19 protein-coding genes are annotated in these 24,751 nt (G+C 36.1%); 16 read left to right on the top strand and 3 right to left on the bottom strand.

Going from position 1 to position 24,751, the window contains the following annotated elements; genetic code table 11:
• Positions 1–98: 98 nt before the first annotated feature.
• From mmgD to MHH71_RS03935, 7 genes are all read left to right on the top strand, one after another.
• Positions 99–1,217 (top strand): citrate synthase, encoded by a 1,119-nt coding sequence (gene mmgD, locus MHH71_RS03965; protein WP_033798863.1) that lies wholly within the window; start codon positions 99–101, stop codon positions 1,215–1,217.
• A 98-nt stretch (positions 1,218–1,315) separates the two neighbouring features.
• Positions 1,316–2,752, top strand: coding sequence for a 2-methylcitrate dehydratase (gene prpD / locus MHH71_RS03960; protein WP_006094815.1), 1,437 nt, complete (start codon positions 1,316–1,318; stop codon positions 2,750–2,752).
• Positions 2,753–2,769: 17 nt separating this feature from the next.
• On the top strand, positions 2,770–3,678 hold the full coding sequence (gene prpB / locus MHH71_RS03955; RefSeq protein ID WP_006094816.1) for a methylisocitrate lyase: 909 nt from the start codon (positions 2,770–2,772) through the stop codon (positions 3,676–3,678).
• Positions 3,679–3,790: 112 nt separating this feature from the next.
• On the top strand, positions 3,791–5,551 hold the full coding sequence (locus tag MHH71_RS03950; protein WP_006094817.1) for a sigma-54-dependent Fis family transcriptional regulator: 1,761 nt from the start codon (positions 3,791–3,793) through the stop codon (positions 5,549–5,551).
• A gap of 140 nt (positions 5,552–5,691) precedes the next feature.
• The gene (locus MHH71_RS03945; RefSeq protein ID WP_006094818.1) at positions 5,692–7,407 is read left to right on the top strand and encodes an acyl-CoA dehydrogenase family protein; all 1,716 of its coding nucleotides are present in this window, start codon (positions 5,692–5,694) and stop codon (positions 7,405–7,407) included.
• Positions 7,408–7,423: 16 nt separating this feature from the next.
• On the top strand, positions 7,424–8,314 hold the full coding sequence (locus MHH71_RS03940; protein WP_006094819.1) for an NAD(P)-dependent oxidoreductase: 891 nt from the start codon (positions 7,424–7,426) through the stop codon (positions 8,312–8,314).
• 75 nt (positions 8,315–8,389) lie between these two features.
• Positions 8,390–9,850, top strand: a complete 1,461-nt coding sequence (locus MHH71_RS03935; protein WP_006094820.1) for a CoA-acylating methylmalonate-semialdehyde dehydrogenase — start codon at positions 8,390–8,392, stop codon at positions 9,848–9,850.
• A gap of 96 nt (positions 9,851–9,946) precedes the next feature.
• Here the strand turns inward: MHH71_RS03935 and MHH71_RS03930 are convergent.
• Together MHH71_RS03930 and MHH71_RS03925 are read right to left on the bottom strand one after the other, a co-directional pair.
• Positions 9,947–11,109, bottom strand: a protein-coding gene (locus MHH71_RS03930) for an IS3 family transposase (RefSeq protein WP_098125495.1) whose coding sequence is annotated in 2 segments (ribosomal slippage) — positions 9,947–10,842 and positions 10,842–11,109 — 1,164 coding nt in all. Because the reading frame shifts where the segments join, the coding sequence is not laid out codon by codon here.
• 111 nt (positions 11,110–11,220) lie between these two features.
• Positions 11,221–11,853, bottom strand: a complete 633-nt coding sequence (locus tag MHH71_RS03925; RefSeq protein WP_033799652.1) for a LysE family translocator — start codon at positions 11,851–11,853, stop codon at positions 11,221–11,223.
• A 131-nt stretch (positions 11,854–11,984) separates the two neighbouring features.
• On the opposite strand from MHH71_RS03925, the gene MHH71_RS03920 reads away from it, so the two are divergent.
• The gene (locus MHH71_RS03920) at positions 11,985–12,530 is read left to right on the top strand and encodes a helix-turn-helix domain-containing protein (protein WP_003197601.1); all 546 of its coding nucleotides are present in this window, start codon (positions 11,985–11,987) and stop codon (positions 12,528–12,530) included.
• An 83-nt stretch (positions 12,531–12,613) separates the two neighbouring features.
• On the opposite strand, the gene MHH71_RS03915 is transcribed toward MHH71_RS03920, so the two are convergent.
• Positions 12,614–13,666, bottom strand: coding sequence for an enoyl-CoA hydratase/isomerase family protein (locus MHH71_RS03915; protein WP_006094830.1), 1,053 nt, complete (start codon positions 13,664–13,666; stop codon positions 12,614–12,616).
• Positions 13,667–14,124: 458 nt separating this feature from the next.
• Between MHH71_RS03915 and MHH71_RS03910 the strand changes: the two genes are divergently transcribed.
• The 8 genes from MHH71_RS03910 to MHH71_RS03875 all read left to right on the top strand — a co-directional run bounded on the left by MHH71_RS03910 (position 14,125) and on the right by MHH71_RS03875 (position 24,741).
• On the top strand, positions 14,125–14,382 hold the full coding sequence (locus tag MHH71_RS03910; RefSeq protein WP_003197605.1) for a hypothetical protein: 258 nt from the start codon (positions 14,125–14,127) through the stop codon (positions 14,380–14,382).
• Between the two features lie 481 nt (positions 14,383–14,863).
• On the top strand, positions 14,864–15,103 hold the full coding sequence (locus tag MHH71_RS03905) for a DUF2584 family protein (protein ID WP_016114814.1): 240 nt from the start codon (positions 14,864–14,866) through the stop codon (positions 15,101–15,103).
• Between the two features lie 21 nt (positions 15,104–15,124).
• Positions 15,125–16,282 carry an exonuclease SbcCD subunit D gene (locus tag MHH71_RS03900; RefSeq protein WP_006094828.1) on the top strand — a complete coding sequence of 386 codons (1,158 nt, stop codon included), beginning with the start codon at positions 15,125–15,127 and terminating at the stop codon, positions 16,280–16,282.
• On the top strand, positions 16,279–19,368 hold the full coding sequence (locus tag MHH71_RS03895) for an AAA family ATPase (RefSeq protein ID WP_033798865.1): 3,090 nt from the start codon (positions 16,279–16,281) through the stop codon (positions 19,366–19,368). Before MHH71_RS03900 ends, MHH71_RS03895 begins: the two co-directional genes overlap by 4 nt.
• Positions 19,369–20,110: 742 nt before the next feature.
• Positions 20,111–20,896 (top strand): 2,3-dihydro-2,3-dihydroxybenzoate dehydrogenase, encoded by a 786-nt coding sequence (locus tag MHH71_RS03890; protein ID WP_006094826.1) that lies wholly within the window; start codon positions 20,111–20,113, stop codon positions 20,894–20,896.
• A 25-nt stretch (positions 20,897–20,921) separates the two neighbouring features.
• The gene (gene dhbC / locus MHH71_RS03885; RefSeq protein ID WP_006094825.1) at positions 20,922–22,139 is read left to right on the top strand and encodes an isochorismate synthase DhbC; all 1,218 of its coding nucleotides are present in this window, start codon (positions 20,922–20,924) and stop codon (positions 22,137–22,139) included.
• 18 nt (positions 22,140–22,157) lie between these two features.
• Positions 22,158–23,774 carry a (2,3-dihydroxybenzoyl)adenylate synthase gene (locus tag MHH71_RS03880; protein WP_033798864.1) on the top strand — a complete coding sequence of 539 codons (1,617 nt, stop codon included), beginning with the start codon at positions 22,158–22,160 and terminating at the stop codon, positions 23,772–23,774.
• Between the two features lie 46 nt (positions 23,775–23,820).
• Positions 23,821–24,741, top strand: coding sequence for an isochorismatase (locus tag MHH71_RS03875; protein WP_006094823.1), 921 nt, complete (start codon positions 23,821–23,823; stop codon positions 24,739–24,741).
• Positions 24,742–24,751: the final 10 nt, after the last annotated feature.

Here is a 24,751-nt window from a genome sequence, read left to right as displayed (position 1 = left end):
TAAAAACTCTGATACATTGAAATAGAAATGTAGTTCACAATGTTGTAAAGGCTTACAGTTATGTGCACGAAGATCTATTAGGATTGGAGGAAATGATAATGAAAGCTGAAGAAAAATTTTCCCCGGGATTAGATGGTGTAGTCGCAGCGGAGACGAAAATTTCGTTTCTCGATACGGTAAAAGGTGAAATTGTTATTCAAGGATATGACTTAATTGAACTATCAAAGACAAAAGGTTATTTAGACATTGTGCACCTTTTATTAGAAGAACATCTACCAAATGAGGATGAAAAGGAAAAACTTGAAAAGAAATTGAAGGAAGAATATGAAGTACCAGAAGGTGTATTCAATGTTTTAAAAGCATTGCCAAAAGAAACACACCCGATGGATGGGTTACGTACAGGTGTATCAGCATTAGCTGGTTATGATAACGATATTGAAAACCGTTCGCTAGAAGTGAACAAAAGTCGTGGTTATAAATTGTTAAGCAAAGTGCCAAATATTGTTGCGAACAGTTATCATATTTTAAACAATGAAGAGCCAATCGGGCCGCTTCAGGAGTTATCGTATAGTGCGAATTTCTTCTATATGTTAACTGGTAAAAAACCGACTGAGCTTGAAGAGAAAATCTTCGACCGCTCTTTAGTTTTATATAGTGAACATGAAATGCCAAACTCTACATTCACAGCTCGCGTTATCGCATCTACGCAATCAGACTTATATGGTGCTTTAACAGGAGCAGTCGCATCCTTAAAAGGAAGCCTACATGGCGGTGCAAATGAAGCAGTTATGTACATGCTGTTAGAAGCTGGAAATGTTGAGAAATTTGAAGAGTTACTGCAAAAAAAAATATATAACAAAGAAAAAATCATGGGATTTGGACATCGCGTCTACATGAAGAAGATAGATCCAAGAGCACTCATGATGAAAGAAGCTTTAAAACAGTTATGTGATGTAAAAGGTGATTATACATTATATGAAATGTGTGAAGCTGGAGAGAAAATTATGGAGAAGGAAAAAGGAATCTATCCGAATCTAGATTATTATGCAGCTCCAGTATATTGGATGTTAGGTATTCCAATTCAACTGTACACGCCAATCTTTTTCAGTTCTAGAACAGTAGGCTTATGTGCGCATGTTATTGAACAGCATACAAACAATCGCTTGTTCCGCCCACGTGTAAATTATATCGGCGAGCGACATGTGCTTAGCAAATAAAAACAACTGGGGAGTTGTTAAGGCCGCCCGCCAGGTGGGTGTTTGACCGACACCCATCCTCAATAATAACGAATTTTCGACAGAAAGGGAAGGATAGCATGATTAAAACAAATGAAATTAAACAAAAAGATGCAATTTTAGAAGAGATTACGGATTATGTATTAAATAAAGAGGTGACGAGCTCAGAAGCATTTAGCACAGCACGCTATGTGTTACTTGATACGCTTGGATGCGGAATTTTAGCGCTGCAATATCCTGAATGTACGAAACTCCTTGGACCAGTTGTACGAGGAACAGTTGTGCCAAATGGTACACGTGTACCAGGAACATCATTTGTACTTGATCCAGTACGCGGTGCTTTTAATATTGGATGTATGATTCGTTGGCTGGATTATAACGATACATGGCTTGCTGCAGAATGGGGACACCCGTCTGATAATTTAGGTGGAATTTTAGCTGTTGCAGATTATGTGAGCCGCGTTCGTATTTCAGAAGGAAAAGAACCATTAAAAGTACGCGATGTACTTGAAATGATGATTAAAGCTCATGAAATCCAAGGTGTACTTGCATTAGAAAATAGTTTAAACCGCGTTGGTCTTGACCATGTATTATATGTAAAAGTAGCGACAACAGCAGTTGTTACAAAAATGCTTGGTGGCACGCGTGAAGAAATCTTTAACGCATTGTCTCATGCATGGATTGATAACTCTAGTCTTCGTACATATCGTCATGCCCCAAATACAGGTTCACGTAAATCATGGGCAGCTGGGGATGCAACAAGCCGTGGTGTTTACCTTGCACTTACTGCATTAAAAGGTGAAATGGGTTATCCAACAGCATTATCTGCACCAGGATGGGGATTCCAAGATGTATTATTTAATAAGCAGGAACTAAAATTAGCAAGGCCTTTAGATTCTTATGTAATGGAAAATGTATTGTTTAAAGTATCATATCCAGCAGAATTCCATGCTCAAACAGCTGCAGAATGCGCAGTGAAATTACATCCAGAAGTGAAAGAGCGATTAGAGGAAATTGACCGTATTACAATTACAACACATGAATCGGCGGTTCGTATTATTGATAAAGAAGGTCCATTAAATAACCCAGCTGACCGCGATCATTGCTTACAATACATTACTGCAATTGGTCTATTAAAAGGCGATATCGTTGCAGATGACTATGAGGATGAAGTTGCATTTGACCCTCGTGTAGATGAATTACGAAATAAGATGGTTGTTGTAGAAAATAAACAGTATAGTTTGGATTACCTTGATCCGAACAAGCGCTCAATCGCCAACGCTGTTCAAGTTCATTTTAAAGATGGCACAGTAACAGAAAACGTAGAGTGTGAATACCCATTAGGTCACCGTTTCCGTAGAGACGAAGCGATTCCAAAGGTTGTTCAAAAGTTTTCTGCAAATATGGCTGTTCATTATTCTAATAAACAGCAAGAAAAAATTCATGAAGCTTGTTTGAATGAAGAAAAGTTAGAAAATATGAATGTAAATGAATTTGTAGATCTTTTCTTAATTTAAGTATAGGGGGAATAAGAATGGCTTGGGTTGTGAATAAACCGTCAACACAAGAAGAGCTTGCTAATCGATTCCGAGCTTTAGTAGAGGCACCTGAAATTTTACAAATCCCTGGTGCTCATGATGCAATGGCTGCTCTTGTTGCAAAAAACACTGGGTTTTCAGCTCTTTATTTATCGGGAGCTGCTTATACAGCAAGTAAGGGTTTGCCAGATTTAGGTATTGTAACGTCTACTGAAGTAGCTGACAGAGCAAGAGATCTTGTTAGAGCAACGGACTTACCTCTTCTTGTCGATATTGATACAGGATTTGGTGGAGTGTTAAATGTAGCAAGAACGGCTGTAGAGATGGTGGAAGCAAATGTAGCCGCTGTCCAAATTGAAGATCAACAATTACCGAAAAAATGTGGACACTTAAATGGAAAAAAACTTGTTTCCACTGAGGAATTAGTACAGAAGATTAAAGCGATTAAAGAAGTAGCACCAACACTTGTTGTTGTAGCACGTACAGATGCTCGCGGTGTAGAAGGATTAGATGCAGCAATTGAAAGAGCGATTGCTTATGTAAAAGCAGGTGCAGATGCTGTTTTCCCGGAAGCACTTCAATCCGAAGAAGAATTCCGTTTGTTCAACAGTAAAGTAAATGTTCCGTTGCTTGCGAACATGACTGAATTTGGGAAAACTCCATATTATAGTGCAGAAGAATTTGCAAATATGGGCTTCCAAATGGTGATTTATCCGGTTACATCACTTCGCGTTGCAGCAAAAGCATATGAGCGTGTGTTTATGCTAATTAAAGAAACAGGCTCACAAAAAGAAGGGTTATCTAACATGCAAACGAGAAGTGAATTGTATGAAACAATTTCGTATCATGATTTTGAGGAATTAGATAACGGAATTGCAAAAACAGTTTTATCTGAAGATCAATAGAACAGAGAAGAAAGGCGATGATGGGACATCTTGGGCAAGAACAACTGCTTGATGTGAGAATTCATCGCCTTTTTATATGATTTGAATTGTTGTATACAAGAGGTGAGAAGATATGAGTTCTACAAAAGATTTCTCTGTAGAAAAATGGATGCAGCAAGATTTCCAGTTTGTGAGAAGTAACGATACGATTACTGAAACAGTTAAACTTCTTATTAAAATATCAAAGGATGAACTTCCTGTGCTAGATGGAAAGCAAATGATTGGCATTGTAAAACTAACAGATTGTATTCAGTGGATACAACAAAAAAGTGATAAAAGTATGTTAGTTCATATGATTGTCACTAATTCTATTAATAAGGGTAGTATGAAAATAACTATGAACGAATTACAGGATATACCATTTTATGTGACAACTGAACAAGACGGAGTACTTGTAGGAATCATAGACAAGCCTGAACTTTTCGCTTTTCAAAAGTTTCTAAAACAGCAATTACAAGAATCACAACAATTAATTGAATGGTTTCGTTTGTCTTTCGACACTGCGTATGAAGGCATTGCGATTGTGGATGAAAACGGCGTCATTCAAATGTTTAATGATACGTATAGCCGCTTTGTCGGAGTATCGAAAGAAGAAGCAATTGGACAACTGGCCGAAAATGTAATTGAGAATACGAGGCTTCCAGTTGTATTAAAAACAGGGGTACCAGAAAGAAATCAAGTGCATCGTTTGCAAGGCCAAAATTTAGTTGTGCATCGGATGCCGATTTGGAAGCAAGGAAGAGTGATAGGTGCTGTAGGCATGCTTATTCATGAAGGGATTTCAGATATTTATAAAATACTAGAGAGGTTTGATCAAAAAGATAGTGCTGTCAAACCGTTATTTTCTAAACCGAAGAAGAAGCAAATTCGATTCGAAGATATTCTTGGAGAAAGTCAGACGATTTCTGAAACGAAAAAAATGGCTCGAAAAGCAGCTGGGTCGAAAGCGTCTGTGTTAATTACTGGAGAAAGTGGTGTTGGTAAAGAGCAATTTGCAAGAGCTATACATGATACAGGTATAACAAAAAACGGTCCATTTATCAGTGTGAACTGTGCTGCTATTCCTGATAATTTACTAGAATCCGAACTGTTTGGTTATGCAGAAGGTGCTTTTACAGGTGCGAAAAAGAACGGGAAAGCAGGGAAGTTTGAACTTGCGAATCATGGCACGTTATTTTTAGACGAAATCGGTGATATGTCTCTATTAACACAGGTGAAAATTTTACGTGTTTTACAAGAAAGGGAGATAGAAAGAATTGGTGGTACACATCCAATTCCAGTTGATTTTAGGCTAATTGCAGCGACAAATAAAGATTTAAAACAAATGGTTAGAGAAGGTACATTTAGAGAAGATTTATATCATCGTCTTCATGTTATTCCGATTCATATTCCACCACTTCGTTTTCGAAAGCAAGACATCCCACTCATTGTCGAAGAACATTTACAAAAGTTATGTCAAATGTATGGTGCTAAAGAAAAGACACTTGATAAAGAAGTATTACGCCTTATGTTCCATTACAATTGGCCAGGAAATGTTCGGGAATTAATCAATGTGTTAGAAAGACTATTTGCACTATCGGATGATGTACATATACGAGCTAAGGATTTACCAGAAGAATTCTATTATCGGGATATGGAACAGAAGAAATTAGTACCTATGATTCAGTCTTTACCAGCAAAGCAAGAAGCGATGAAAGTGGTACGTGAAGAGGAAGAGCGAGGATTAATTGAACGCGTTTTAAAAGAAGCAAAAGGGAATAAGTCAAAGGCAGCAGCATTGTTAGGGATTTCTAGGGCGACTCTTTATAACAAATTATCACGATTCAAAATCTAGACAAATTGTTATAAACAGTGTAAAACTGTCTAGACAGTTTTACGTTTTCTATTTATTTAGCCCAGGTTCTATCAAGTTTTTAGTTTGGCATAGATTTTGCATATAAAGAAAATGAAGACCGAAATGATAGGGGGATACAGATGGAGAAAACAAAGTTGCAATGGGACGAATTTTTTTCGCTGAATAAGAATCTTAATACAACTTTTTTTACACCGGAAGATTTTTCAGGTGATGAAGATTTAATCGCAAAAACAACAGAACAGTTTGTTAAACAGGAAATTGTTCCTCAAATTGAAAATATCGAGCAGCACAATTATCAAGTTTCTCGCGGGTTGTTTGAAAAGGCCGGAGAACTTGGGTTGTTAAGTATAGAGGTACCAGAAGAATATGGTGGGTTCGAATTAGGAAAGGCAGTTTCTGGCCTTGTAGCAGAAAAGATGGGATATGCAGGAGCATTTAGTGTTTCCTTTAATATTCATGTTGGTGTAGGAACATTGCCATATATATACTATGGCACAAACGAGCAGAAGGAAAAATACTTACCTAAAATTGCATCAGGCGAATGGATTGGAGCGTATGCATTAACAGAACCTAATGCTGGATCAGATGCATTAAGTGCAAAAACAAGCGCTGTATTAAATGAAGAAGGAACAACTTGGAAATTAAATGGGGAAAAGCAGTGGATTACAAATGCTCATATGGCTGATGTATATGTTGTTTTTGCAAAGACAAATAAAGGAATGACAGCATTTATTGTCGAAAGAACATGTGAAGGTGTTTCAATTGGCTTAGAAGAAAAGAAAATGGGCATTAAAGGATCTTCGACTGCGACACTCATTTTAGAGGATGTTGTAATTCCAGTTGAAAATGTATTAGGGGAAGTTGGAAAGGGTCATTACGTAGCCCTTAATATCCTCAATTTCGCTAGATTGAAACTCGCTTTTGGAAATATTGGAACAGCAAAACAAGCAATTGGTTTATCTGTTCAATACGGAAAAGAACGAAAACAGTTTCAAACAGAATTAGTTGATTTCACGATGATTCAAGAGAAAATTGCAAATATGATTATCGCTACATACGGTGCAGAGAGTGCAGCTTATCGAACAGCAGGCGTAATTGACGAGGCAATTCATGAGACAAATGGGGATGGAAGCATCATGCGGAAAATGTCTCAATTTGCAATGGAGTGTGCCATTAATAAAGTGAATGCTTCGGAAACACTAGGAAATATTGTGGATGAAGCTGTACAAATTCATGGTGGCTACGGTTATATGCAAGAATATGAAGTAGAACGATTATATCGTGATGCTAGAATTAGCCGTATATTTGAAGGAACGAATGAAATTAACCGCTTAACAGTTGCGAAAATGTTAATGAAACAAACGAAGCAAATAGGAGATCAAGTAGACGAAGGCACATTTGAAAATATAGAACGAAACCATCGTTATATTTTATTATCGAAACAGTTATTGAAGCAATCTTTGAAAACGCTATCTCAAACTCCTGAATTAAAAATCGAGCAAGAACAAGAATATTCACGCGTATTAGCAGACATGTTGAAAGATGTGTATGTAATGGAATCAGCATTTTTACGTACGAAGAAAGCAGTGAGTAAAAATGGTGAAGAAAAAGAACGTACAAAACAGTTCGTAACAGATGTTCTTTGTGAGGAAGGATATCGTAAAGTAGAATCAGCGGCAATGGTTCTTCTTTCTGCAGCAGTACAAGAAGAGCAAAATAGAAACGCTATTCTAGATGAAATTCGTCAACTGTCAATACCTCTATATACGAACATATTTATGAAAAAGAGAGAAATTGCAAAAGCCATTATAAATCGCGGAAAATATATTGTTTAAATAGGAGGAGAACAATATGAAAAAGATTGGTTTTATTGGTTTAGGTAATATGGGCCTTCCAATGTCTAAAAATTTAGTTAAATCAAATTACACTGTATATGGCGTCGATTTAAATAAAGATGCTGAGGCTTCTTTTGAGAAAGATGGAGGAATCATCGGCTTATCAATTGCAAAATTGGCAGAAACATGTGATTTGATTTTTACAAGTTTACCATCTCCGCGAGCTGTGGAAGCGGTTTATTTTGGAGAAGAGGGATTAATTGAGAATAGTCATCCGAATGTTGTTCTAATTGATACCAGTACAGTAGCACCGCAATTGAATAAAAGATTAGCAGAAGCTGCTAATGATAAAAAAGTAGATTTCTTAGCAGCACCGGTTAGTGGTGGGGTGATTGGAGCAGAAAATCGCACATTAACTTTTATGGTCGGTGGATCAAAAGAAGTATATGAAAAAGGTTTACCAGTGATGGAAGTATTAGGGGCAAATGTGTTTCATGTAAGTGAACAAATTGATAGTGGCACGACTGTAAAGCTTATTAATAACTTATTGATAGGTTTCTACACAGCGGGTGTAAGTGAAGCTTTGACTTTAGCGAAGAAAAACAATATGGATTTAGAGAAAATGTTTGATATTCTAAATGTGAGTTACGGACAAAGTAGAATTTATGAGCGCAACTATAAAAGCTTTATTGCACCAGAAAACTATGAGCCAGGTTTTACTGTAAATCTATTAAAGAAAGATTTAGGATTTGCGGTTGATTTAGCAAAAGAAAGTGAACTTCACTTACCAGTAAGTGAAATGCTGTTGAACTTGTATGATGAAGCGGGTAAAGCGGGGTATGGGGAAAAAGACATGGCTGCTTTATATAAGAAGATAAGTGAACAAGTAATCTCTAGTCATGAATAATGAATGGTTATAGCGTCGAATTATAAATTGTGAGAAACAATTCGAACTTATAACAATAAAAAAGGAGCGAATACAATGATTACAACAGAAATTAAACGAGTGAAAAATCATATTAATGGTGAATGGGTAGAATCTACTGGTACGGAAGTTGAAGCTGTTCCAAATCCTGCAACTGGGAAAATAATCGCTTATGTTCCGCTTTCTCCAAAAGAAGATGTGGAGCGTGCTGTTGAAGCTGCAAAAACAGCTTATGAAACATGGTCTAAAGTGCCGGTTCCAAATCGTTCAAGACAGCTATACAAATATTTACAACTTTTGCAAGAAAATAAAGATGAGCTTGCGAAAATTATCACATTAGAAAATGGAAAAACATTAAAAGATGCGAGTGGTGAAGTACAGCGTGGTATTGAGGCTGTAGAATTGGCAACATCAACACCAAATTTAATGATGGGCCAAGCACTCCCGAACATTGCAGGTGGAATTGATGGTTCGATTTGGCGTTACCCAATTGGAGTTGTTGCTGGTATTACACCGTTTAACTTCCCAATGATGATTCCATTATGGATGTTCCCATTAGCAATTGCTTGCGGTAACACATTCGTATTAAAAACATCTGAAAGAACACCACTTTTAGCTGAGAGACTGGTAGAGTTATTCTATGAAGCAGGTTTCCCAAAAGGAGTTTTAAATTTAGTGCAAGGCGGAAAAGACGTTGTAAATAGCATTCTAGAAAATAAGGACATTCAAGCGGTTTCATTCGTTGGATCTGAGCCAGTTGCACGTTATGTATACGAAACAGGAACAAAATATGGAAAACGAGTACAAGCACTCGCAGGAGCGAAAAATCATGCGATTGTTATGCCAGATTGCAATCTTGAAAAAACAGTACAAGGTGTTATTGGTTCTGCATTTGCGAGCAGTGGAGAGCGCTGCATGGCATGTTCTGTTGTAGCTGTTGTGGATGAAATTGCTGATGAGTTTATTGATGTACTAGTAGCGGAAACACGTAAATTAAAAGTTGGCGATGGTTTCCATGAAGATAATTATGTAGGTCCATTAATTCGTGAATCTCATAAAGAGCGTGTACTAGGCTATATTAATAGTGGTGTAGCAGATGGGGCTACTTTATTAGTAGATGGTCGTAAAATTAATGGAGAAGCCCGTGAAGGATATTTTGTTGGAGCAACAATCTTTGATGGTGTGAATCAAGATATGAAAATCTGGCAAGATGAAATTTTTGCTCCAGTTTTAAGTATTGTGAGAGTAAAAGATTTAGAAGAAGGCATTAAACTTACAAATCAATCCAAATTTGCAAATGGTGCAGTTATTTATACATCAAGCGGTAAACATGCGCAAACATTCCGTGATAATATCGATGCAGGAATGATTGGCGTAAACGTTAACGTTCCAGCACCGATGGCATTCTTCGCATTTGCTGGAAATAAAGCATCCTTCTATGGTGATCTTGGAACAAATGGAACAGACGGTGTTCAATTCTATACACGTAAAAAAGTTGTGACAGAGCGCTGGTTTTAATAGATGAATAGCATATACATGTAACTTGTTACATGTACAAAAAGTACCCCCCTCATTAGTGGTCTGACCCCATTTGGTGAGACAAAGAAAAAACACCTAGACAACATGTTTCCTATAAGCTATAGGTGACATGTTATCTAATTTTCTCTGAATCCGTTCATTATTATAGTAGTGGATGTATTCATCCACAGTTTGTATTATACTAGCATTATTCGATTGTTTTATATTTTGCGCATAGAATCCTTCGGATTTCAAGTGAGAATGAAAGGATTCTATGAGGGCATTATCATGGCAGTTTCCTGTACGAGACATGCTTGTGATAATGCCTTTTTCTTTGGCATATGTTTGAAATTGTTTTGATGTATACACTTTTCCTTGATCCGAATGTAAAATCGTATCAATCACATTTCGCTTTCTTAAAGCTTCTTTTAGAGTATCTAATACAAGAGAAACATCCTGTGTCTCACCTATTTTATAACTTATAATTTCATTGTTAAACCCATCTATAATAGATGAAAAATAAAGAGTCTTATTGCCGAACATCAAATACGTGATATCCGTGAACCATTTTTCATTAGGCTTGGTAGCTTTAAATCTTCGTTGTATTCTATTTTTAGCTACCACTGGTTCATGACCGAGTACAAATGTCTTTTTCTTTTTTCTAACCCGAGATAATACGTTGTATTTTCTCATGATACGTAATACTTTTTTATGATTGATTACGATGTTAAATTGATTACGTAGACAAGCTGTAACCCGACGATATCCATACCGATATTTATGATGTTGACATATTTCTATTACGGTTTTTTCTTCATGATTAGTTACTGTTTTCTCCTGCTTTTTCCAACGATAATAAGTAGCACGTGAAATATCAAATATGGAACACAGTTCTGCAATTGTAAAAATTGATTGCCATTCCTTTATCATTTTCATTATTTCTTCTTTTCCTCCCACCTCCTTAAAATTTCTTGGCACTTTTCCAGCAATATAATCTTTGCCTTTAAATAACGTATTTCTAATTCTTTTTGTTCAAGTTCTGTTAACTTTTTTAAGCCTTTTCCATGTACAGATTGTCTTCCAATAGATTGTTCAAACCGATAGGTTTCGCCTTCACGATACCATTTCATCCAAGTTTTAATTTGAGCCACATGTTTAATTCCTAAGGCATCCATAATTTCTTTATTTTTGAATCCTTGGTGTTTCATTTCAACTACTTTCCACTTTATTTCGGCGGGATAATGCGTCTTTTTCCCCATACGAAAAACACCTCCATTAAAATCATAACTGATACTTACGATTTAGAGAGGTGTTTTTTATCGTCTCATTCTCAGGGTTCACTCCATTAGAGAGGGGGGTACTTTTCATCATTAACTATTCTTTTCAAAAGCTAATTTGATACCAAATCCAATTAATACAATACCAGTAAGTCCTTGGATGTATATTTGAGTAGCTGGTTTTTTCATGAAAACACTGATTTTATCAATTAAGAAGATATAAAAGGCAAACCATATCACGGTTAAAACGAGATAGGTAAGACCCATGGTTAGAAATTGAATGAATGTATTATGGTTAGGATTTAAAAATTGTGGTAAAAAGGTCAAAAAGAATACAGCGACTTTAGGATTTAAAAGATTAGTAAGAAACCCTTGGCGAAAACAAGAGCTGTTTTCATCTGCACGTTTCATAGGTAACTCATTTGTATCTATGCTGTTTTTGCTTTTTAAAGATAAAAGTGCTTTTATTCCTAAATAGACTAGATAAATGGCACCAACATATTTAAAAATAGAAAATAAGAGAGCAGATTTAACAATGATAGCGGAAAGCCCAATTACAGCAGCTAAAGTATGAATTAAAAGGGCGATACATGTGCCGAAAACCGTTTTTACACCTCCTATTTTTCCTGAAGTAAGAGTGTTTTTTGTAGCCATTGCAGTATCAGGCCCGGGTAAAATAATAAGACAAATAGACATGATAATAAAAAGAAGATAGTTCTCCACAATCACTCCACCTTTCTGTGCTTGTTTTTCAGAAAATTTAATTAAAAATAGTTTAACACAATTTAAGTGATATGATAAATAAAATTTAAGTATGTTAAAATATATCTATCATATTGTTTGAAGGAGCATGAGGTATGGAAAATATAAATATCGGAAAAAAGGTGAAAGAGCTTCGGGAATATAAGGAGCTGAGTATGCGAGAGTTAGCTAAAATGGCAGAAATAACACCTTCTATGTTAAGTCAAATTGAACGAGGATTAGCTAATCCTTCGATTCAAACATTGAAATTGCTAGCCAAGGCTTTAGAAGTTCCAACTTTTAGTTTTCTCATTGAAGATACGAACACGGATGATCTAGTTATAAGAGCGAATGCACGTAAAAAAATGATCGTAGGAAATTTATCCTATGAATTATTATCACCAGATTTAACGGGTGCTTTGGCAGTATCTTTAATGACTTTGCCACCTAATTCTGTTTCCTCCGAAAAACTTTTAGAGCATAAAGGAGAGGAAATTGCTCATGTTTTAGAAGGACAGATTATCTTGTATTTACAGCAAGATATATACACTTTATACCCCGGGGATAGTGTGAAAATCCCTTCTTACATGAAACATAAATGGGAGAATCTATTTGATCAAGATGCCGTTATTTTATTCGCTGTAACGCCTCCATCGTTCTGATAATGAAGATACATAATACATATGTCTAGAAAGAAAAAAGCTAGATGAAGCAGCAAATAGGTTGCTTTCATCTAGCTTTTTGATTAGGCATTAAGCAGATTGAAGAAGCGATTGACATCTTCATCTGAAACATCACTTAATTGTTTATATTTATACTTTGGATTTTGATCTTTGTCGACAACGACTGAACGTACTCCTTCAAAGAAATCTTCGTGCCTCATGAAATTTTTAGCGAGCACGAGATCTGTTGCAAAGCATTCTTCTATCGATTTTTCCTTTCCGTCAATAAGTTGTTTTAATGTTACTTTTAATGAGAACGGAGATTTTGATAGTAATGTTTCTTTCGTTTTTGAAGCGAAGGATCCGTCAGCATTATCTAATGAATGGATGATATCTTCAACTGTATGGAATGAAAAATGTTGATCAATTTCTTCTAATAAGGAAACAAGTTCACTTTCTACACTAGGAGCTGTTTCATATTTATTAATGAGTTCTTTTAAAGTGATATGTATATTTTGATCATGCCAATTTACCTTTTCGATTGCATCTAGGAAAGTAGGTAAAGTTTCCGATGGCATATAATGATCAGCAGCTTTTATATATAATACATCAGCAGCTTTTAAAACAGATGCTGTTAACGCAACATACCGACCAGTCTGCCCAGGAGCCTTGTTTAAGAAATAAGCAGCTCCAACGTCTGGGAAAAAACCAATGTTCATCTCAGGCATGGCCCATTTTGTACGATCTGTTACAATTCTATATTTTGCCCCATTCGTAAGACCGACGCCACCACCCATTACAATTCCATCTAAACAAGCAATAATTGGTTTTGGATAATGATATATATAAGTATCTATTTCGTATTCTTCTTCAAAAAAATGTTCAGCATGCTGTAATGCAACTTCATTTGAACGTGCTTCGTATAATGTTTTTATATCACCGCCAGCGCAAAATCCTTTCGTGCCAGCACCTTTCAAGATTACTACGGCAATACGATCATCTTTTTCCCATTCTTTTAGTTTCTGACCAATCGGATGTAACATATCATAAGATAAAGAGTTAAGTGCTTTTGGGCGATTTAAAGTGATTGACGCGACGCCATTTTCGTGAATGGAAAATAAAACATTTTCAGTCATTTTGAATCCTCCTCTTATATATCTTCTCATTCTTATTTCTCGATACAAGCTAAAATGTCCTTTATAATTTATTTGATATTGCAAGTAGCGTGCCAGTTTTAATGTCCTTAATTAAGAAGAAATGCCAGTAATAAAGTGTCTAACTGTCTAAACAAATGGACATTTAGACGTCGGACTAGATACTTTTTAGAATGGTGCATATTTTGACGAGTTATATTTGCAGGATTTCAACATATGAAAATGAATATTACAACATCAGTCATTTAAAATGTAGGGGTATTGTTTGTAACTTGAAAATGAAGGGAATACTATATACCATATTTAATTTGAAAGAAAATGAGTAATTGGAATGAATTCAATATGGATAGCAACTTCACTTTGTTTTATTTACTGAATTGTCTTGCTTTTAACGAAGTGAGAGTTTGTATATAATAGGAGTAGAGAAAGGGGAGATCGGAATGCCAGGGCCTTTGCTATTATCGGTTATTATTTTGTCTTCTCTCATGGTAGGAATTACACAGTATTTTCATCGTACAGATACGACAGAAGAAATTAAAGATAAAGTACGTCTCGTATTTCCGGTTTTTATATTATCTATCTCACTATGTTATGTGTTAAATAAAGATGGATATATCGTGGCATCATTCTCATTTTTTATAGCAATTGTTTTAATAACTGTATTGTACTATATAATGAAAGAGTATTTGCAAAAATAAAGATGCCTGAAAAGGCATCTTTATTTTTATGAAATTAAACAATTTATACCGGAATTTGAAGATGTGAATTCATATTACTGTTTACCTGCTTTTCTAAAATTGCTTTCTGTATACTTGTTTTTTAAGCTATTATTGCTTTGACTTTAGGATATTAATAAACTTATTGAATCATATTTTTATTGGGACTGTTTTTTGTATCATATAAAATCATTCAACTTGTAGAACATTCAGCTCATTCTTCTTTTCCAAACGGTCACGCGACATCAGCGATTCTATTTTAAACATCGTGACTTAATTTCAAATCCACATGAAACATTGTTAATTTCACATACCGTATTATAATTTAAAAAATACTTATAGCATAAAAAAATAAAATGAATGTGAAAGTGAAAGTGAATTCTTCATCATGTATTCACTTGTCAATCGTGAATAGCCGCTATACTATTAAAGTATAGAGAACTGGAAAAGGGGTTGTATTTATATGAAATTTGAGATGCATACAAAGATTATTTCAAATGAAAAAGAAATGAGATTACATATAGAAGAAAATATATTTCAATTAATATTAGACGGTTATCATTTATTTGCTGTGGATGAAATGTTACCTTTATATAAATCTGATCAAGAAAGAATCGGTAGTGCAATCGTTCAAAAGTTAGAGTGGGAAGATGGGAAGACAACACTTAACTACCAACTGGTTTCATTACAATCAGTAAATTAAAAGAGAGAAAGGAAGGAAAAGATGAAGTTTTTTCATACAGCGGATTGGCATTTAGGAAAACTTGTTCACGGTGTGTATATGACCGAAGATCAACGAATTGTATTAGATCAGTTCGTTCAAGCTGTGGAAGAAGAAAAACCAGATGCCGTAATTATTGCAGGTGATTTGTATGACCGAGCGATTCCTCCAACAGAAGCAGTAGATTTACTAAATGATGTATTAAAAAAGATAGTGATTGATTTACAAACGCCAGTAATTGCAGTAGCAGGGAATCATGATAGTCCAGACCGTATTCATTTTGGCAGCAGTTTAATGAAAAAACAAGGGTTACATATTGTTGGCCAATTTCAATTTCCGTATGAACCAGTTGTTTTACATGATAAGTATGGGGAAGTTCATTTCCATTTAATCCCATATGTAGATCCAAGTATTGTAAGACATGTGATGAAAAATGAAGATATTCGGTCGCATGATGATGCGATGCGTATTTTCATGAATGAACTTTCAGAAACGATGAATCAAGAAGCAAGACACGTATTTGTAGGCCATGCATTTGTCACTTCTTCAGGTGAAGCAGAAGAAAATACGAGTGATGCAGAGCGTCCGCTTTCCATCGGCGGTGCTGAATACGTAAATAGTCATTATTTTGATAAGTTTCATTACACAGCACTTGGGCATTTGCACCAAGCGCACTTTGTACGTAATGAAACGATTCGTTATTCTGGTTCACCACTTGCGTATTCTATTTCTGAAGAGCGGCATAAAAAAGGGTATTATATTGTGGAATTAGACGAAACAGGTCAAGTGGAAATAGAAAAGCGTTTATTTACACCTCGTCGCCAAATGCGAACAGTAGAAGCGAAAATAGATGATTTATTAAAGTATCCAACAAGTGAAGATTATGTCTTCGTAAAGTTATTAGATGAAAATCCTGTACTGCAGCCAATGGAAAAAATTCGTTCTGTATATCCAAATGCTATGCATGTTGAACGTTCTATGCAAAGACGAGAATTTACAGAAACCAATGAAGTTACTGTTTCTAGACATAAAACAGATGATCTATCCCTTTTGAAAGCTTTTTATAGAGAAATGAAGGGCTCAGATTTATCAGAAGAGAAAGAACGTCTTTTCTTAGACGTATTACAAACAGTGCAGGAACGGGAAGGTGAACGAGGATGAGACCACTTCAGCTTATTATGACCGCATTTGGTCCGTATAAACAGCGAGAAGTTATCGATTTCAGCGATCTTGGCGATCACCGTATTTTTGCTATTTCAGGAAATACGGGAGCTGGGAAAACAACGATATTTGATGCGATTTGTTATGTATTATATGGGGAAGCGAGCGGAGAAGAACGTAGTGATACGAGTATGCTACGTAGCCAATTTGCTGATGATAATATATACACAAGTGTAGAATTAACCTTCCAGTTGAAAGGAAAGCAATACGAAATAAAAAGACAGCTCGGTCATAAAAAACAAGGGAATAAAACAGTTACAGGGCATGCTGTTGAGCTATATGAAGTAATAGGTGATGAGAAGGTTCCATGTGTGGATCGTTTTCATGTGACAGATGTGAACAAAAAGGTTGAAGATTTAATCGGACTTAGCAAACATCAATTTAGTCAAATTGTTATGCTTCCGCAAGGAGAATTCCGAAAACTATTAACGTCTGAAACAGAAAATAAAGAAGAAATTTTACGTCGTATTTTTAAAACAGATCGTTATAAATTAATGCGTGAATTGTTAGATCAAAAACGTAAACAGTGGAAAGACGTCTTACAAGAAAAGCAAAAAGAAAGAGAACTGTACTTCCGTAATGTTTTTAAATTACCGGTTCGAGATGATTCATTATTAGAGACATTAGTTCAACAGGAACATGTAAATACGCACCAAGTAGTCGAAGCGCTTGAACAAGAAAAAAATTGCTATGAGGCGGAAGTTGAACAATTACAAGCGCAGCAAACATTGCAAACGCAGCAATTAAAAAAAGCCGAAGATCGTTTTCATACAGCTAAGTCTATTAATGAAAAGTTCAAAGATTTACAGCAAAAACAAGAGAAACAAGCAGTTTTACAAGCAAATCGAGAACAAATAGAAACAGAAGAACAACGCTTTAAACTTGCTGAACAAGCGAAACGATTATTACCATTTGAACAATGGTATGAAGAAGCGGTACAGAGTGAACAAAATGCTGAACAATTATTGAAACAAATATCTGTAAAAAAAGAAAAGACGGTTAAGGCGTTTGAACTTGCTTATGAGAAATATGAAGAATTAAAGGGTAAAGAGTCTGTTCGTGAAGAAGGTAAGAAAACTGTACAAAGATTAGAAGAGTTACAGCCAATTATTGCTTCATTAGCAGAGAAAAAATCAAAATTGCAACAGGCAGAACTTCAAAGTGGGAAATTGAAGGAAGGTATTCAGAAGTTTGAGAAACAGCTAGAAGGACAGATTTCTCAAAAACAACAAATTGCCGGAGAATTACAACAGCTAGAGGTTGCACTTGAGCAATATGTAGCAAAAGTAGAAGAGCTAACAAATATGCGGGAAGATGCAAAAGTACTAAAGCAAGCATATGACGTTTGGCAAGAAAAGCAAAAATATGAACAAGAAAAAGAAGTTGCAAATCAAAAGATGGAAGTTGCAGTTAAAGCATATGAAGAGATGGAGCATCGTTGGTTAAATGAACAAGCAGGAATGTTAGCTCTTCATCTTCATGAAGGTGAATCTTGTCCTGTATGTGGTAGCATAGATCATCCAAAGAAAGCTACAGAACGTGGAGATTCCATTGATGAAAAACAGCTAAATGAACTGCGCGAAAAGAAAACAGTTGCTGAAAAATTACATGTTCAAGTAGAAGAGAAATGGAATTTCTACAGATTACAATATGAGCAAGTAATAGATGAAGTCGTAAAACGAGGATACCGTTCAGAAGAGTTAGTTGAAACATACCGTACGCTAGTGCAAAACGGAAAACAACTAGCAGCTGAGGTAAACACATTAAAGGAAAGTGAAGAAAAACGTAAACAGCTAGCGTTAAGTGTAAAAGGATTAGAAGAAAAAGTAGAAGAATTACAGAAGCAAAAACGCGAAGCTGAAGTGATGCAGCACCGTACTGAAATGGAGTGCATGCAACTTCGTACGTCCTATGAACATGATCAGCAAAAAACCCATGAGGACTTACAAACGTTAGAAGCCTGGAAAAAACAATTTGATCAAGCTGTTAGCACACTTCGCTTTATGGAAGAGGAGTGGAAGAAAGTACAAGAAGCTTATCAATATTGGCAAAATGAAAATATACGCATACAAGCTGAGTATGATGGTGCTCTAAAGCAAGTAAGTCATGCAAAGGAAAAGCAAGAAGAGACTTTACTTCGCTTTACGACAGAGCTTGAAGAAGGTGGATTTATCGACCAACAAGCTTATAAAGAAGCAAAATTAACAGATGTAGAAATGAAGCATTTGCATGAGCAAATTCAAGAGTACTATTCATCCTTAGAAGTATTGGCTAAACAAATTGAGGAACTAGTAAATGAATTAAGCGGGAAAGAATGGACGGACATTACAGCTCTAGAAGAACAAATGAAAGAGTTAGGAATTCAGCTTGATATTACAAAAGAAAAGCGCCAGCGTGCCCAAAGTGCAGTTGCATACATTACCGATTTGCATGAAAACATTAGACGAATTGATGAACAAATTCATGAAGAAGAAAAAGCTTTCCAAGAACTTGTTGATTTATATGAAGTCATGAAAGGGGATAACGAAAGTCGTATTTCGTTTGAACGTTACATTTTAATTGAGTATTTAGAACAAATTGTTCAAATTGCTAACGAAAGACTTCGTAAACTATCAAACGGCCAGTTCTATTTAAAACGAAGTGAAAGAGTTGAAAAACGAAATCGTCAAAGTGGACTAGGATTAGATGTATATGACGCATATACAGGTCAAACACGTGACGTAAAAACATTGTCTGGCGGGGAAAAATTTAATGCATCGCTTTGTCTAGCACTTGGTATGGCAGATGTGATCCAGGCATATGAAGGCGGTATTTCTATCGAAACCATGTTTATCGATGAAGGATTTGGCTCGCTAGATGAAGAGTCATTAACAAAAGCGATCGATGCATTGATTGATTTACAAAAATCAGGACGATTTATTGGCGTTATTTCACACGTTCAAGAGTTGAAAAACGCAATGCCAGCAGTTTTAGAGGTAACGAAGCAGAAGAATGGTTGTAGTGAGACTCGGTTTGTGGTGAAATAATAAAACTAATAAAAAGGTTAATAGTAAATTTTAATTATGAGAGGACATATGCTTAATAGTGGGCATATGTCCTTTTTTCATATAGTTATATCGGTATGATTTATGTTTGAAGGAAGTGTTGTTTAGAGAAAAAGATGTAAATAGTTATTTTTAAATAAATTTCTTAATAAAATTTTTTCAGAAATTTATTGAGAAATTAAATGTTCAATATGATGGTTTTTATTATAAAATAAAGATTTTTATGTAATTAATGATAAAATGCATGATTATTAATTAGGAAATTTGAAAGTTTCAATTTAATTTTTTAAATCTATTATTTTCACAGAAAATAGGATGAAAAAAGTTTATATTTACAATAAAAGCAGAGATTTTTATGCAGATAAGTATGGGGACATAATAAAATATTTTATCTGAAAAATAAAAAAAGATTGACAAGACTGTTGAGAAACATTATCATTTCGGTGTACAAAAGAAAATGAAAATCATTATCAATTAATACTAAGTGAGTATTACCTAGTTTATTGAGACTGAAATTAAGATTAAATTGTACTTGACTGATAAGTTTAATATGTGTATGATTTTCGTAAATATAATGATAATGATTATCAATATCATTATTAGTTGGTGATGTTTGTTTAAATATTTTCTTTGCACAGATTAATTAGGTTAACTTTATTAATCTGCAATTGAGAATATACAAGATAAACTAGATCGATTCGTTGTAAGGAAAGGAATTGAGAATATGGATTTTGGGGAATTTGATGGGAAGATTGCATTAGTTACTGGTGCAGCACAAGGAATTGGAGAGACTGTAGCGAACATGCTTGCGGAAAGAGGAGCAAAGGTTGCAGCGGTTGATAAGAATATTTTAGAACTCAATAAGCTTTCAGATTATCATGCAACAAGAGGCAGCTCTTTGAAAGTATTCGCTTTAGATGTGAGTGATAGTTCCGCAGTGGAAAATACAGTAAATCAGATTGAGGATACAATGGGGCAAATTGATATTTTAGTTAATGTTGCCGGTATTTTAAAGATGGGTGCCATTCACTATTTAAGTGATGAAGATTGGGACAAGACTTTTTCAGTAAATGCTACAGGTGTGTTTTATGTATCACGATCTGTGAGTAGACGTATGATGTCACGGCAGTCTGGTGCAATTGTGACTGTAGGGTCAAATGCTGCGAGTGTACCTAGAATGGAAATGGCTGCATATGTAGCATCCAAAGCTGCTGCAACGATGTTTACAAAATGTCTTGGTCTTGAGCTTGCAGAATATAATATTCGCTGTAATTTAGTTTCTCCTGGTTCAACTGAGACAGAGATGCAGAGGTTACTTTGGATAGATGAAAATGGGGCTGAAAAAATTATTGCAGGCTCACAAGATACATATAGATTAGGAATTCCATTAAAAAAAATAGCAACGCCTTCAGAGATTGCTGAAGCAGTTCTATTTTTAGCGTCAGATAAAGCAAGCCATATTACGATGCATAATCTATGCATTGATGGCGGCGCTACTTTAGGAATCTAAATTACATATAGGGGGCTTTAAAATAATGAATCATACAACTGCTTTAAAGGAGTTAGCGACAAAATTACTAGATGACTATAGAGCTGGATCTTCATTCTTTTTTGCTTCACCGTATCGTACAATACTTGCCGAAGGAACATTTGCAACGGTGAAACATAGTCAGGCAGAAAATTTTCCTGAGCTAGTTCGTGCTGTATTAAGCAATGCGAAACAAGCTGGCCATCCTAATCCAATTGTTGTAGGAGCGCTGCCTTTTGATCGTACAAAATCGGTACAGCTCGTTGTACCTCGGGAGAGCAGGCTAGCAGATCGTCTGCAATTTGATTTTACAGATCGAATCCAGCAATCACCTGCACTTACATATGAAATGAATCCTATTCCGTCATCTTCAGAATATATGCGTGGTGTAGAGCAAGGAGTAGCTAAAATAAAGAGCGGTGACCTAAAGAAAATCGTTCTATCTAGATCGTTGGATTTGAAATCTCCAGAAAAGGTTGACATTCAAAAACTACTTTGTGATTTAGCGCAGCACAATAAACAGGGGTATACGTTTGCGGTAGATTTACCGAAGAGTGAAGAAATAGAGAATTGTGATGCTTCACCAAAGCGTAGTCATACACTCATAGGAGCGAGTCCAGAGTTACTTGTCTCACGGAGTGGAATGCAAATCATTTCTAATCCGCTTGCAGGCTCTAGACCTCGAAGTAAAGACCCTGAAGAAGATAAGAGACGAGCAGATGAGTTGCTTTCTTCAGCTAAAGATTTACATGAACATGCTGTTGTTGTTGAAGCAGTAGCTGCGGCGCTTCGTCCGTACTGTCGTACATTGCATGTTCCGGAAAAACCATCATTAATAAATAGTGAAGCAATGTGGCATTTATCTACTGAAGTAAAAGGAGAATTACTAGACGTATCAGTGTCTGCATTAGAATTAGCACTTGCGCTTCATCCTACACCAGCAGTTTGTGGAACTCCGACAGAAAAAGCTCGAGAGGCTATTAACGAAATTGAACCGTTTGATCGAGAATTTTTCACGGGAATGCTTGGTTGGAGTGATCTGAATGGTGACGGTGAATGGATTGTTACGATTCGTTGTGCGGAAGTTGAAGAGAATTCCCTTCGTTTATTCGCAGGAGCTGGTATTGTTGCGGAGTCAAAACCTGAAGATGAGCTAGCTGAAACATCAGCTAAGTTTCGTACAATGCTTCGGGCTATGGGATTAAATGATGAATCTTTGAAATAGAAGTTAGGGGGATAAATGATGTTAACAGGATGCCAGGAGTGGCCAAAGGAATTTGCAGATCGATATAAAGAAGAGGGGTGCTGGCGCGGAGAGACCTTTGGAGAGATGCTGCGAGAACGTGCGATGAAACATGGTGACCAGATTGCAGTGACAAGTGGCGAAAAACACTTAAGCTATAGTGAACTGGATAAAAGAGTAGATCAATTAGCTGCAGGATTTCTAAATTTAGGAATTAAACAAACGGATCGAGTGGTTCTTCATTTACCAAATATTACGGAATTTTTCGAAGTCTGCTTTGCGCTTTTTCGCATTGGTGCAGTTCCAGTTTTTGCTTTGCCGTCACACCGAAGTAGTGAAATAAGCTATTTTTGTGAATTTGCTAAAGCAACTGCTTATATTATTTCTGATAAACAGCTTGGATTCGACTATCGAAAACTTGCAAGAGAAATAAAAGAAAAAGTTCCAACGTTGCAACATGTAATTGTTGTAGGAGAGGCGGAGGAATTTGTAGGAATTCGTGATCTTTATATGAATCCGGTCAATCTGCCAGAAGTAAAATCTAGCGATGTAGCTTTCTTGCAACTATCAGGCGGAACAACAGGATTATCTAAATTAATTCCCAGAACACATGATGACTATATTTATAGTTTAAGAGTGAGTGCTCAAATTTGTAAATTGGATCAAGATAGTGTGTATCTTGCTGTGCTTCCAGTTGCACATAACTATCCGCTTAGTTCGCCGGGAACTCTTGGGACGTTATATGCAGGTGGGCGGATTGTTCTAGCTTCTGGGGGAAGTCCAGATGAAGCGTTCTCTCTTATTGAGAAGGAACGTGTCACGATTACAGCACTTGTGCCACCCCTTGCAATGGTATGGCTTGACGCAATAGCTTCACGCAATAATGATTTATCTAGCCTGCAAGTTTTACAGGTAGGCGGCGCAAAGTTTAGCGCGGAAGTGGCCAAGCGTATACGCCCGGCATTCGGTTGTACATTGCAACAAGTTTTTGGTATGGCCGAAGGGTTAGTGAATTATACGAGACTTGATGATGCAGAAGATATCATTATTCATACGCAAGGAAGACCAATGTCAGAGTTTGATGAAGTTCGTGTAGTTGATGAATATGATAATGACGTAGAGCCAGGTCAAGTGGGGAGTTTATTAACTCGTGGACCATATACAATTCGTGGATACTATAAAGCTGAAGAGCATAACGCTAAATCCTTTACTTCGGATGGTTTTTACCGCACAGGCGATCTTGTCAAAATAAATGAGCAAGGTTATTTAGTGGTTGAAGGACGCGATAAGGATCAGATTAATCGTGGTGGAGAGAAAGTTGCGGCTGAAGAAGTTGAAAATCATCTGTTAGCGCATGCAGCGGTACACGATGTTGCAATAGTATCTATGCCAGACGATTATTTAGGTGAACGTACTTGTGCTTTCGTTATAGCTCGCGGGGAAACACCGACTGTAGGGCATTTGAAAATGTTTTTAAGAGATCGAGGAATTGCGGCATATAAAATTCCAGATCGAATTGAATTTATAGACTCGTTTCCACAGACTGGTGTCGGAAAAGTGAGTAAGAAAGAATTACGGAAGGCAATTGCTGAAAAACTTAAATCTATCACGAAGTAATAAATGACAAATAAATATTCTTAACAATTCGAAAGGAAGTGATTAGATGGCTATTCCAGCTATCTCAGTATACCCAATGCCATTAGAGTCAGATTTACCAAATAATAAAGTAACGTGGAAGCCAGATCCGAAACGTGCTGTTCTTCTTATTCATGACATGCAAGAGTATTTTCTTGATGCATATCATGCAGAGGAATCACCAAGAGTAGAACTGATTTCAAATATTCAATCTATCAGAAAAACATGTAAGGAAATTGGTGTTCCTGTCGTTTATACTGCACAACCAGGTGGACAAACGCTAGAGCAAAGAGGATTATTGCAAGATTTTTGGGGGGCGGGTATTCCTGATGGGCCTCACAAGAAGAAAATTGTAGATGAGCTCACTCCTGATGAGGATGATATTTTCCTTACAAAATGGAGATATAGTGCTTTTAAGAAAACAAATCTTCTAGAGATTTTACGTGAACAAGGGCGTGATCAGCTTATTATTTGTGGGGTTTATGCACATATTGGATGTCTTTTAACGGCATGCGAAGCATTTATGGATGGGATACAACCATTCTTCGTCGCTGATGCGGTTGCTGATTTTTCACAAGAACATCATAAACAAGCTTTGCAGTACGCATCTGATCGATGTGCAGTAACTATAATAACGAATTTATTATTAAAAGATTTACAAAGTTTAAAAGAAACGTCTGCAGCAGAAGAAAATACAGGATTCACATTACAATCGGTACGTGAACAAGTTGCTGAATTGCTTCGTGAATTACCAGCAGATATTGGAGATAACGAAGATTTATTAAATAGAGGGCTTGACTCAGTTAGAATTATGAGTTTAGTAGAGAAATGGCGCCAAATAGGTGTAGAAGTTACATTCGCAGATTTGGCTGAGCGTCCAACAATTTATGACTGGTTTAATTTGGTGTCCTCTCAAGAGGAAAAGGTGCTATCAAATACAGATAGATAAAGGGGTAAAT

This window comes from Bacillus sp. FSL H8-0534, from assembly GCF_038005885.1.
GTDB classification, from domain to species: Bacteria; Bacillota; Bacilli; order Bacillales; family Bacillaceae_G; genus Bacillus_A; species Bacillus_A pseudomycoides.
Note: the sequence above shows the minus strand (reverse complement) of the source record. Positions and strands in the feature narration are given on the sequence as shown.